Below are 12066 nucleotides of genomic sequence, written 5' to 3' on the forward strand. Positions count from 1 at the left end.
TATCGCCATTGTGCGGCACTGCGCGTTGTTCTATCGCTTGGCCTCTGGCTTGTGAAAGCAGTCCGGCGGCGGGTTGCCTTTGATGGCGGCTCTGTAAATTTTCCTGGCCAGCGCGAAATCGGGTTCGCCATAACGCGCCGGATCGGCCTTTAGCGCCTGCTCCAGCATATTGGTCAGGTGTGCCCACTCTTTATCATTTAACGTAACGGTGACGGTATTTGCCCGATACTTGCGCTGCCGTTCAGCACCGGACATCGCTAGGCCTGTGGTTGGCCGGCCGCGTTTTTTGACGGTAACGTCGGACTTTTCTTGCAACGGCTCCGTGTTCATCGTGTGCCCTCCTCTGCTTGTCTGAGCTCATTATGCGTTACGGTGACGGAAATTAAAAATTACCGTCACCGTAACGTAAAATATCTGCTGAGTTGCTCCGCCACGTAGCGCTTGTGCCAGTCACTTCGCCCTGTATGCATAATTAATTCGAAGGATATATGGTATTGAGATGCTATTTTTTTTGTTTTTGGATTAAAATTTGGAATAAAGTAAATATGTGACAGGTATTTGCATGGCATTTTATTTGTCGAGTTCGCCCGCTAGAGCGATAACCAGCAACACTGGCTGCGCGCAGCCGGAAGCAACGATCTAAATGACCAACAAAAACATAAAACTACATAATCAACGGCTGCCCCAGCACCTGCTGCGGGCACGAGAATCGGTGATGGCCTACTTCCGTCCGATCCTCAACCGTTACGGGGTGACAGAGCAACAGTGGCGCATTTTGCGAGTTCTGGAGGACTTTGGAGATCAAGAAGCCGGCGTGATCGCGGACCGGGCTTGCATCTTGCCGCCAAGTCTGACCGGCATCTTGGTCCGCATGGAAAAAGCGGGGTTGATCCATCGCCAGCGTGATCATATTGACAGCCGGCGGCTGATCATTTCAATGTCGCGGGACGGGCGCGAGCTGATTCAACAGATCTCTCCGTTGGCGGAAGACTGTTATCGGCAGATCGAAAGCCACTTGGGCCAGGAAAAACTGACGCAGCTGCTGGGCTTGCTGGATGATCTGGAGAAACTGCCGGCTCCGCGGGTCGGCTGAGTCAGCGCTCGGGCTCTGGGGTGGGCACCCCCTCGGGTTCGGGCAATCTCCTTGCCGGGTCTTGCCGATAGAACAAGGCAAGCTGCTCATAAAGCTCCGGGTAATCCAGCTTGAGATGATGCGGCAGCTCGAAAAAAGCCTCGCTTAACACGGCGAAGAACTCCGCAGGGTTCTCTGCCGCATACGGATCCAGCCAACCAGGATCGATTCCGCGATCCAGCATGCGGCACAATAAACGATAACTTTGAGACCAGGCGCGGCTCCATTGCGCCTGGTTCATTCCTTTGTGCAAAGGTGGCGACCCGTTGGCCGGACCGCTTAACATGTCCAGTTTGTGCGCCACTTCATGGATCACCACATTCCACCCGTCCAGTTGCTCAGAGGCTCGCGCGTCCGGGAGCGACAGCACTACCGGGCCGTCCTGACGAGCCTGGCCTATCAGCACGCTCTCGCTTTCATGCTGCAGGCCAATGCCATCCATCCAGATGTCGCGCGCGACAAACGGAGACGGGTACAGCACCACATCGCTCCATCCGCTCAAGGCGGATTTGCCCAGGTTCATGGCAGGCAGCGCCATTTGCAAGGCCACGCTGGCGCAAGAACGGGCGCCTAGCCGCACCCCATCCTGTCCGGAAAAGCTTTTGCTGCGCAAAATCCAGGCGGCCAACTCTATCAAGCGCAACAGCTCCGCTTCGTCCAAACCGGACAGCAGCGGCATGCGCGTAGCCTGTTCTCGCAGCACGGCCATCGTTTCCGGAGCGGTTTTGCCGGATAACGCGCGGCGAATCCACTCAATCGCCATGAACTCTCGTCCCGTTTTATCGTCTCTCCTACTCTGAGGGCGATTTTGCGCATTTCAATGCGCGCCCCATCCGATCTGTCGCAAGACGTCAATATTCCGCTTTCGCTGCGCCGGCCCAAGCTGGCGCAACAGTCAAAATCATAAAATAAACGGGGGAATTATCATGAGCCTGCCTTGGCAAACGCTGGCGCTCAATCCTTTGGCGGCATTCGGCGTGCTGCTGTCGCTGGGGGTGATAGGCGGCCAGATCGCTGTGCGGGTGGCGCGGCTGCCCGCCATCGTCGGCTATGTGTTGACCGGCTTGCTGATTGGGCCGCACAGCCTGCGGCTGCTGGACGAGCAGCTATTGCAGCAAGCGTCCATTTTCGTGCACTTGGCTTTGGGCATCGCATTGTTTGAAGCCGGCCGCCGCGTGGATCTACGGTGGCTGCGGGTAGAACGCACCTTGTTGCTGACCACCTTGTTCTATTGCCTATTGACCCTGCTCGGCCTGTTTGCCGCTTTGCAGTTGTTTGGCCTGGGGCTGGCGGCCAGTCTGATGTTGGCGGCGCTGGGCGTGGCCACTTCTCCGGTGGTCACTCTGGAAATCGTACGGGAATCTAACGCGGACGGTCAGGTCAGCGAGCGTCTGTTGGTGGCCACCGCGCTGTCCAATCTGCTGGCGCTGCCCTGCTTCGCACTGGCCTTGTCTTATGGACACCTCTCCGGCAACAACGGAGTGGAAAGCGGTATTTTGCTGCCGGGCTGGCTTACGCTGGCCTCCTGTGCGCTGGGCTTGCTGGCCGGCCTTGCGGCAATCCAGCTTAATCGTTGGCTGGGCGGCCGGCAGCGCGAATCGCAAAAGGTCATGCTGTTCGGCTTGATCGCGCTGGTGGTCGGGGTGGCGGACATGCTGCAGGTTTTGCCGTCTCTGGCCTTGCTCACGGCGGGCCTGGCCACTCGCAATCTCAAACACGGCCACACTGTGACCGAACGCGGCATCATGTCGTCGGCCCATATCTTTACCGTGGCGTTCTTCGTGGCCGCCGGCGCGCAATTGGCGCCGCAGTCGCTGGCGCAATTTTGGCCGGTGGCTGCGGCCTGCCTGCTGCTGCGAACCGGCTTTGCCGTATTGATTTGGTGGCTGGCCGCCGGGGCCAACGGCCTACCCAAGCGCCATGGCGCTTGCCTGGGGCTGGCGCTGAACTCCTGGTCCGGAGGCACTTCGCTGCTGATGAGCCTGGGCGCGATTTCCCTGGGAGCCGCCGCGGGCAACTTCAGCGGTGTGATGATGGCCATCTTGGTGATCAATGAGCTGTGCGCGCCGGTGTTGACCCGCCTGGCCTTGAAGCTGGCCGGCGAAACCCGGCCGCAGGAGTAAGATGATGCTGGAATTCAACCGCAGTCAGCCGCTAACCCTGGGGGTGGAGCTGGAGCTGATGATTCTCAATCGGCGAGATTACGATTTGACCCGCGGCTCGGACGATTTGCTTCTGCAGGTGAATCGTCAGCAGCACGGTTTCGACATCAAGCCGGAAATCACTCAGGGCATGATAGAGATCGGCACCGCTGTGCACAGCGACGTCAACATGATGCTGGAGGAAATTCTGGCTATCCGCGAGCTGCTGGTCAACAGCGCGCGCAAACTGAACCTGGGGCTGGCCGGTGGAGGCTCGCATCCGTTTCAGCATTGGGACGAGCAGCGCATCTACCCCAAGGAGCGTTATCACCTGGTTTCCGAGCTGTACGGCTATCTGGCCAAGCAATTCACTGTCTACGGCCAGCACATTCACATCGGCTGCCCGGATGGCGACAGCGCAGTGCGGCTAACCCATTATCTGGCGCGTTACATTCCGCACTTCATCGCACTGTCCGCCTCCTCTCCTTTTTACCAGGGCGTGGATACGCTATTCCAAACCTCGCGACTAACTAGCGTCAACGCTTTTCCGTTATCCGGCTGCATGCCTTGCGTCAATAATTGGGAGCAGTTCAACGACTATTTCCGGCGCATGGCCAATCTGGGCATTGTCGCCAGCATGAAGGATTTCTACTGGGACATCCGACCCAAACCGGAATACGGCACGGTGGAAATCCGCATTTGCGATACGCCCTTGTCGGTGGAGACCCCGGTATTGCTGGCGGCTTACGCGCAGATGCTGGCGCATCGCTGCCTGGGCGAGCAGCAGGACGAGGTGTGTCAGGAACATTATCTGACCTATAGCTACAATCGCTTTCAGGCCTGCCGCTTCGGTTTTGACGGCATGTTGGTGGATGCCGGCAACAATAGTCAGATCGGACTGCAAGAGGATTTGCTCAACACGCTGAATCAGTTGGAACCGCAGGCCGAGGCTTTGGGCAATCAGGCGCAGCTGGTCGCCTTGCGGCAACGGGTGCTGAAGCGACAGTCCGACAGCGCTTGGCTGCGTCAAGTGTTCGACGGCAGCGGTTCTTTATCCGAAGTTGTGCGGCAACAAAGCGAACACTGGATGTACGCGGCGCCGGGAGTGGGCGTAAACTAAGCGGCTACGACTTTATCACTAGCCGCCATGCCATTCGACCTGCCCGCCCTGCCCGACCCCGCCCTGCCTGCCCGTTACTGCATTTTCGAAGGGTCCAAGATTCTGCTATTGGATCAGGCCTTGCCGGATGAGCGCGCGCGCGGCTGGCCTCTGTCCCAGCAACTGTTCATCGGCGTACATGATGGTCACAATCTTTATTTGGCGGAACTAGTGGGCGCGCCGCCGGCCGGCTGCAACTGGCTGGCTCTGCGGCCGGCCTTGCTCAGCCTGCCCTCCGGGCTGACGCCCGCCATCGCCCGCGCCGCGCAGATCCGCCAGTTTCAGCGCACTCATCGCTATTGCGGCCGTTGTGCCGGGCCGCTGCTTCAGCGGTCCGGAGATAGCGGCAAACGCTGCTCCAGCTGCGGCCAGCTTTACTATCCCAAGCTGTCGCCGGCGATGATGGTGGTGATTCATCGCGGCCGAGAATTACTGCTGGCGCGCAGCCCTCACTTCGTTCCCGGCGTCTACAGCGCGCTGGCCGGCTTTGTCGAACCCGGCGAAACACTGGAGGAATGCGTGCACCGCGAAGCCTTCGAGGAAGTGGGCGTTCGCATCAAAAATCTGCGCTATGTCTGCTCGCAATCCTGGCCCTTTCCGCACTCGCTGATGTTGGGCTTTACCGCCGAATACGACAGCGGCGAGATCCTGCCGCAGGAGGGGGAAATCGAAGACGCCGGCTGGTTCGACATCGACGCCCTGCCGCAAACCCCAACGCCCATCTCCATTGCCTATCAATTGCTGAACCATACCGTGGCTTGGTTGCGCGAGAGGAATGAGGGACGGGGCTAGCTGGATAGCCCCATGGTGGACCCTGCCCGCCCCTCCGCCACACGACATTCATCCTTCCATGGCAAGCAGGTCGACGCGCCTGCTTGCTTCCATGCTTCGTTTTTGTGACAAAGACGACAGTCCTCTCCTGGCGCCAGAACGGCGGCAACCCTCACTTTCTGATTTTGCCAAGAACGCAGACATCCTGGCCCAAGTTAGTTTCGCGAGGCGGCAAGCAAGTTTGACACGAAGACCCGCGCCAACACATTTGAACTGTATTCGCCTAGGTAAAGAGAGCGCTCGTCAGGTGAAAGGATTATTTCACGGGGAAACTCTCCAGCACGGAATGAACGCAGAACGGCGGTAGAGCCTTTGCCGGCCAACGCAGAGGGGGCGCTCACCACACTTAGGCTCCCTATCTGCCCCGTCGTGAATCGGTTGCTATTGGCAACGGCGATATAGCGGCCGTGGTCGAATAAAGCCAAGCCTACAGGGGAGGTTCCAACTGGCGTCGTTGAGATCAATGCTTGCCTGCCTTTGTCTGCCAAGCGGCCGGTACGCAACGCCAGAACCGTATTGTCACCTCGCGCCGTAACCCACGCGACGTCTTCGTCTTTGGATAGCACAACACGTACTGGCTGGCAGCCTGCCGCCAATTGGGTTTGCACTGCCTGCTTCGGAAAACTTTGAGCAAGGCGCAGGTCAATCACGCTCAGGCTTCCCTGTCGCTCCCTTTGAGTAGGCGAGCCAAGGCGTGGGCATGCATTCGGACTGCTGCCGTGCAAAGACGGATCAGCAACTTGGCTTGTGACATATAGAAGGTCGCCATCATTGGAAACTGCCATACCGACAGGAGCCGTCCCAACCCTGATCGACGATATCAATGCATCAGTGCCCGCCAAGGCCTTTCTGAGGTCCACGATGGCAACCTGGCCCGAGGTTTCCTCCGCCACAGCCAGCAAGTCCCCGTTCGGCGTCCATACCACGTTGATGGGCCCGGACTTGGGCGGCAAGCTCACGGAAGCCACCGGGGCCAACAACTTGCCGGCCGCCAATTGGCCGGCATCAAAAATCAGCAAGGCCGGCGCGTTGTGGTCATTCACCACCGCCGCCAAGTAGCGCCCGTCTCGACTTAACGCTACCCCGAATATCGGCCCATTGGTCTTCACTACTCTTGCAAGTTGAAGGCTGCTAGTACGTGTGTTCACGATGGCAATGCCATTGACCGCGCCACTCAAACCGACAAATAGCCAATGAGAATCAGTGCTGGCTGTAATCCCAAAAGGTGAGCCAGGCAGTGTCAGCAACTGTGCTTGTGGCAGCGTTGGCCCAGCTTGCACAACGGCTTGGCAAGCAGCCATGCCAAGCGTAGTTGCGATGATTGAAAACGTGCTCGTCAGGCGAACTTTGCGCCAGGCATGTTTGAGTTTCATAGCATCACTCCTCTTGTTGCGGCATCCCGACGCCCGAATAGCGTCAGCAATGAACTAAGCACCTGCGATCTTGGCAAAACGGTTTAGAACCTGTTTGGATACGCTGCGCGTTGACGGGATAGTCAGACAAATGCGTTGCAACCGTCTTCGAAATGCTCATGCACTGAGGCGTACATCCCGCTTCCTCAACCGTTTTCGCCTTGCCCCACTTAGCGGATCAAACACACCGCAGCCGGGGAAGCATTCACGCCGGAGGCGCTGCTCGCGTTGGCAAAGGTCGGCCTCGCTCTAGACGCGTCGGTGTCGAGCACCGGCACGTGCTTGTGCAGCTCATCAAAGTAGGCGCAAGCCTTGGCCTTGTTGCCGCCGGGCTGTTTCAGCACATCCCCCGGCCGCCAGATAGTTCCAGCATGCGCCGCCGAGGTTTTGGGGTTGGGCGTGATCACCTAGACGCCGGGCTTGATCAGGTTGTCCCAATCGCGAACGCTCTTGAGGTTGCCCTTACGCACTAGGAGCACGATGGTGGAGGTATATGGGGGTGCGTCATGGCATGGCGACATCCTGAAGCTGCAAGTGATGTTTGCATCTAATCAGAAATGTCATATCGCCAAAAGTGATTATTTATTATCTTTAAATTCCAATTGGATCTATATGGATATGATTTTTAAATAGATGTGTGAAATAGCATTTTCGTTAGAAATCATTTCTGGAAATATAAAAGTCGGCATTACAGTGCGAGCCCCCCCCTTGAGGAGCTCAACGCACAGACCGCACCAGCCTTGCCGTTTCCGGTAAGGATGGCCACAAGCAACATTCCGCGCCAAAAACGTCGGGGGGCTGCATCAATGCTGAGCCGCCAGTCTTTTGGTCAGTTCTAACGGGCATATCCCATGCCTATAACAGGCTGTAGCTGGCACCCTCAATGTCAGCCTCCTGTTATGACCATGCCCCAGCCAACTTTGGCTGGGGTCTTTTTATGTCTTTGAACCTGTTTACGATCTACTACACGTCGTGGACGCATTACACGGTGAGCACGTCAAAGCTTCGCGAGCCGAGGCTCGCGAAGCTCTAGTTACAGATTAAGATCTGAGCAATTACAAATTACTGCATTGTCCAGTCACACCACTCCGCCAAGATTTGCCGCCGGCATTCTTGCAGTTGTGGGCATGCTGGTGATTTCCAATAACCTTACCTGTGCAGTTCTTTGCGGAGAAGCATTGCCCTGGTTTCCTTGGTTGGATTTGATCCATTAGAGCACTTGGGGATAGATTGCTATCATTCTTGCTGGCTTGTTGGGTGGCAGAAGTGACTTGGTTGGCTTGAGTGGAGCCGATAGATGATGCGCTGGCAATAGAGGAAGCCAGCAGAAGAAAAGCGGCAAAAGGAATGGTTAGAGCGTTGATGGTCTTCATGACTCAAATCCTTTAATGTGCGAGAAAAATGCAGCAAAACCGCAAATTTCTATAGTGACGATAAAATTTAGGCAACAGGAATAGTTAAAGGCTCTCGCCTCAACACCCACATTAAGCCTTGATTAAGAAAGTCAAAATAAAAATAATATTAACAATGGAGTTAATATCAATGCGGCCGCACACTGTAGGGACTTTATGAGGCAACTACAGTTCACAGACCTTTTTAGGTATTATTCACATTATTTGGAAAACTTAGGGACGGTCAAGCATTGCTAATTAGAAAATAATGAAAAATATTCAGACGATTTGACTATGTGTCGGCGCTCATTTTCCCTGTGACCTAATCTAGAGATTTCCGGCCTCAAGGTGAGAAATTCGGAACTCGATCGGAGTTTGGTAGCCCAGCGAACTTCCTTTCCACAGACTCGTATCTTTGCGCGAAGGCAAAATTTGCGCACACACTGAACTACTGTCCATCACTTCAATGGAGTAGATTTGCTGGGTTTCCGAATCGATGCCCTAATGTACCCTTACGCAATTGCCTGCGATATTCCGCTCAGTGCTTCCTGGTTTTTCACTCACCTTCGCCCAACATATTGATGCCGGTAGCTCAGCGCGCCTGAATTTTTCTGGTAGTGAATTTGGACCTGCAGCATCTGCTATCCCTTGGACAGCGTGCAGTAGCCCGGGACGGCCCTGCCAGCTTGAACAGGCTTTGCATGATACCGATGGCCTGTCGCAACCCCGGCCGGAGTAGGTTCGTGACGGTTAAAACGAAGTGACCGACAACCTGTGTTCATCAGTGGCGCAGCTTCAGATTTAGCGCACGGGAGACAGCGTGTAGCGCGCAGGATCGGTCGCGCGTGCGCCGGCGACCGAGCAGAAGGCCGCCTAATCCACGTGCCCAGATTATTTGCCTAGGCACGTTCTCGTGCGCGGACGTCGCCTAGCTCTTGTTCCTGGGTATCGAGTTGGTGCAGTAGATCTACACCGAAGCTGTTAACACCGGACTGCTGCGGTTTGTATGTACAAATTGACAGCAAAAGATACACAAGAAAGTGGGGAAGTAGCATAAATCAAACTGATATAGTCTCGACGGCAACTATCAATTGCCCGGCCGCCAGAGGCAAGCATATATAACGCGCAATAAGCGTATGGCTACTTCTGGCACTTGTACATGTCAGACAACTACACTGGGGATGGCTAAATGAATTATTTCATGTCCATACTAATATTGATGAGCGTCATATCATTTAGCACCGAGGCTTCAACAATCCAATGGCAAAATTGCTCAGGCTTAAAGTTCCGTCACTGGTTTAAAGACCCTCCTAATTCCGAACTGCAGTGCGGGTACCTAGACGTCCCATTGAAATACATCAGTGGAACAAGTCTTAATGAACAGGGTGCCGGAAATGTAGTCAGGCTTGCTCTGACCCGGCTTCCTGCCAAAGGGGTGAGTAAGGGTTCTCTTTTGGTTATCAGCGGAGGACCTGGTTATTTTGGCCTTAACCCATGGGTAGATATAGAAGGATCCGCCAAGAAAATACATGAATCTTGGGACGTCGTGGGATACGACCCTAGAGGGGTTGGGCAGTCTAAGCCCATAATTGACTGCACAATGATAGAAGAGCCTTCTACCCCCGAAAATTACAACAAAGACCTGATCAATGCCTGTGTTAAATATACAGGCATTGATGTTCTAAAACATATGGGTACTGACGAAGCTGCAAGTGATGTGGATCGTATTCGGCAAGCTATAGGCGATAAAAAACTAACAGCACTAGCATACTCATATGGAACTCAAGTCGGCTTGATTTATGCAGAGCGTTTTCCCAATAACGTCCGGGCCATGGTACTTGATGGTGTTGTAGACATTGATGAAGCAAAAGATAGTTATCTCATGCGAGAGAATCAGGAAAGAGGATATCAGGCGACTTTTGAACGATTTGCTGCATGGTGCGCAAAAACCAAAAAATGCCCGCTTTCTGCCGATAAAGCTGTAGCAACTCAACAGTACATTGATCTGCTAAACAAGTTGCATTCTTCGCCACTATCCAGGTCAGATGGTCAGCAGGTATCAGCCAATGAGCTGAGATCGCTAACCGCATCACTCCTAATATGGCATTCATCCTGGCCCGATTTGGCCACAGTAGTAAGACAGCTAAGTAAAGGCGTTGTCGGAAAAAAGGTAGAAAAAATTTTGAGCCAGCAGGAATCTGATTCAATTTCAAACCTATCGGAGGATGCTCTTAATGTCATATCTTGTGTCGATTTTTCTCCCGCTGGACTCAGTCGGGATGATATCCTTTATCGGAGACGAAAAATAAAAGAAGCGTTCCCTGCAATCAATTTCCAGCCCCAAGAACAAGATCCTGTTGAACTGTGCGATATGTGGCCTTGGAAGAGCAACTTTCATTCGAGACGTCCTGCTAGCACACCCGTCTTGCCTCAGTTGCTTTTTGTAGCCCAGCGATATGACCCTACGACTCCATGGCAGAATGCAAAAAATATGGCGACTCAATTTAAAGGTAGATTAATTACTCTAGAAGGAGATGGGCACACTCTAGCATTATCGGGAAAGGAAAAATGTGTGGACAAGGCGATTATCGACTATCTGAATGCGCCTGATAAAAAACAAGATGATATGACTTGTCATAGGCAGCGTCATTAATCGCAAAGGTTGTCTATAGCGCCCCTTTAATGTGCCAATCTTAAATTTTTCTTTCTCGTTACTTACCATTTAACCCCCGTTCATGAAAAATGACAGGGGTTTTCTTTTTGGAGAAACGAATGGGCCCGCAACGCCTGCATGACTAGGCGTGAGCTTCCTCTTGGGCCAGGTTATGTTTTAGCAGTGCAGCGCTGGGCAGAGCTTGAGAAAGCAAAGATACCGGCCATGGCGCTTCCTACTTTCAAGGATCTGGCAGATAAGTACATGCAAGATGCCATTCCATTAAAATCTCCGAGGACGCAAATTGAAAACCTACGGCAGATGAAAAATTTGCTGGAGTTCTTCTGCAGTTCTGAACCTGCTCAGCTTGAGGACATAGAACCCGTACATGTGCGTCAGTATATGTGATCTGCTCCTCTTAGGCCTTACCAATCAAAAGTAGAGAGAAGTCCGTCACTGAAGGAGAATGACGGACATGAAGAAGAGCAGATTCACCGAAGAACAGATCATTGGCTTTCTCAAGCAGGCCGAACTGGGCATGGCCATCAAAGAGGTCTGCCGGCAGGGCGGTTTCTCCGAGGCCACCTTCTATAAGTGGCACAGTAAATACGGCGGCATGAATGTCGCCGAGCTTCAGCGCGCCCGAGATCTGGAGGCCGAGAACGCCCGTCTCAAGAAGTTGCTGGCCGAGGCCCATCTCAACATCGAAGCCCTCAAGGTCGCCTTCGGGGTAAAGCGTTAGCCCCGCAGGCCAAGCGGCAGGCCATTAGCGTGGATTAGCGCTCTCAGAGCGCCGCGCCTGCCGGCTTGTGGGGCTCTCCCGAGATGCCTGGCGACATCCGCCACAGGCGGATGCGCTGACGTGTCAGCTGACGGCTCGCATCGTTGAGATCGCGCAGACACGCCGCCGTTTTGGCTACCGGCGGGTGCATGATCTGCTGCGTCACGAATTCCCTGGCATCAATCACAAACGGGTTTACCGCTTGTACCGCGAGCAGGGCCTGGCCGTCAGGCGACGCAACCGCCGGCGCAAGCTCACTGGCGTGCGTACGTCACTGCAGGAGGCCACGCAGTTGAATGAGGTGTGGAGCATGGATTTTGTCAGCGACCAGTTAGCCTGTGGCCGACGCTTGAAATGCCTGACGGTAGCCGATGACTTCAGTTACGAGGCGGTGCAGGTTGCGGTAGATTTCTCGATGTCTGGCCAATACGTCACGCGCATGCTGGAACAGGTGGCGCAATTTCGCGGCTATCCGTTGGCAGTCAGGACGGATAACGTACTAACTGCAAGTGGTTTGTCCATCGCCAGGCAACACTGATCCTCAGACGAGCAATCGTCTGTAAAAA

General features: G+C 54.5%; 11 protein-coding genes and 1 pseudogene. 7 read left to right on the plus strand and 5 right to left on the minus strand.

The window, feature by feature from the left end:
* Positions 1 to 30 precede the first annotated feature (30 nt).
* The gene (locus tag DXT74_RS15045; RefSeq protein WP_194426360.1) at positions 31 to 330 is read right to left on the minus strand and encodes a hypothetical protein; all 300 of its coding nucleotides are present in this window, start codon (positions 328 to 330) and stop codon (positions 31 to 33) included.
* 313 nt (positions 331 to 643) lie between these two features.
* On the opposite strand from DXT74_RS15045, the gene hpaR reads away from it, so the two are divergent.
* Positions 644 to 1093 (plus strand): homoprotocatechuate degradation operon regulator HpaR, encoded by a 450-nt coding sequence (gene hpaR, locus DXT74_RS15050; RefSeq protein WP_051002808.1) that lies wholly within the window; start codon positions 644 to 646, stop codon positions 1091 to 1093.
* Position 1094: 1 nt separating this feature from the next.
* On the opposite strand, the gene DXT74_RS15055 is transcribed toward hpaR, so the two are convergent.
* Positions 1095 to 1895, minus strand: a complete 801-nt coding sequence (locus DXT74_RS15055) for a zinc-dependent peptidase (protein ID WP_231138189.1) — start codon at positions 1893 to 1895, stop codon at positions 1095 to 1097.
* A 163-nt stretch (positions 1896 to 2058) separates the two neighbouring features.
* Between DXT74_RS15055 and DXT74_RS15060 the strand changes: the two genes are divergently transcribed.
* From DXT74_RS15060 to nudC, 3 genes are read left to right on the plus strand one after another with little or no spacing between them, the layout of a single operon-like run.
* Positions 2059 to 3255, plus strand: coding sequence for a cation:proton antiporter (locus tag DXT74_RS15060; protein WP_231138190.1), 1197 nt, complete (start codon positions 2059 to 2061; stop codon positions 3253 to 3255).
* Position 3256: 1 nt separating this feature from the next.
* Complete coding sequence (locus DXT74_RS15065) at positions 3257 to 4393, plus strand: YbdK family carboxylate-amine ligase (RefSeq protein WP_231138191.1); 1137 nt, start codon at positions 3257 to 3259, stop codon at positions 4391 to 4393.
* 27 nt (positions 4394 to 4420) lie between these two features.
* A complete protein-coding gene (gene nudC / locus DXT74_RS15070; RefSeq protein ID WP_043634693.1) occupies positions 4421 to 5224 on the plus strand; it encodes an NAD(+) diphosphatase in 804 nt (267 codons plus the stop codon).
* 194 nt (positions 5225 to 5418) lie between these two features.
* Here nudC and DXT74_RS15075 read toward each other — a convergent pair whose 3' ends face one another.
* From DXT74_RS15075 to DXT74_RS15085, 3 genes are all read right to left on the minus strand, one after another.
* On the minus strand, positions 5419 to 6636 hold the full coding sequence (locus DXT74_RS15075) for a YncE family protein (protein ID WP_194426361.1): 1218 nt from the start codon (positions 6634 to 6636) through the stop codon (positions 5419 to 5421).
* A gap of 209 nt (positions 6637 to 6845) precedes the next feature.
* Positions 6846 to 7082: a hypothetical protein gene (locus DXT74_RS22725; protein WP_196783775.1), complete on the minus strand. Its 237-nt coding sequence runs from the start codon at positions 7080 to 7082 to the stop codon at positions 6846 to 6848.
* A 648-nt stretch (positions 7083 to 7730) separates the two neighbouring features.
* Positions 7731 to 8048, minus strand: a complete 318-nt coding sequence (locus tag DXT74_RS15085) for a hypothetical protein (RefSeq protein WP_162787882.1) — start codon at positions 8046 to 8048, stop codon at positions 7731 to 7733.
* Positions 8049 to 9255: 1207 nt separating this feature from the next.
* On the opposite strand from DXT74_RS15085, the gene DXT74_RS15090 reads away from it, so the two are divergent.
* From DXT74_RS15090 to DXT74_RS22900, 3 genes and pseudogenes are all read left to right on the plus strand, one after another.
* Entirely contained in the window at positions 9256 to 10719 is a 1464-nt protein-coding gene (locus tag DXT74_RS15090; protein WP_194426362.1) for an alpha/beta hydrolase, read from the plus strand.
* Positions 10720 to 10857: 138 nt separating this feature from the next.
* Positions 10858 to 11127: a hypothetical protein gene (locus DXT74_RS15095; protein WP_194426363.1), complete on the plus strand. Its 270-nt coding sequence runs from the start codon at positions 10858 to 10860 to the stop codon at positions 11125 to 11127.
* Between the two features lie 67 nt (positions 11128 to 11194).
* Positions 11195 to 11996, plus strand: a pseudogene (locus tag DXT74_RS22900) (IS3 family transposase); the annotation flags it as partial.
* Positions 11997 to 12066: the final 70 nt, after the last annotated feature.

Origin of the sequence: Chromobacterium sp. Rain0013 (assembly GCF_015291765.1) — a bacterium.
Lineage (GTDB): Bacteria > Pseudomonadota > Gammaproteobacteria > Burkholderiales > Chromobacteriaceae > Chromobacterium > Chromobacterium haemolyticum.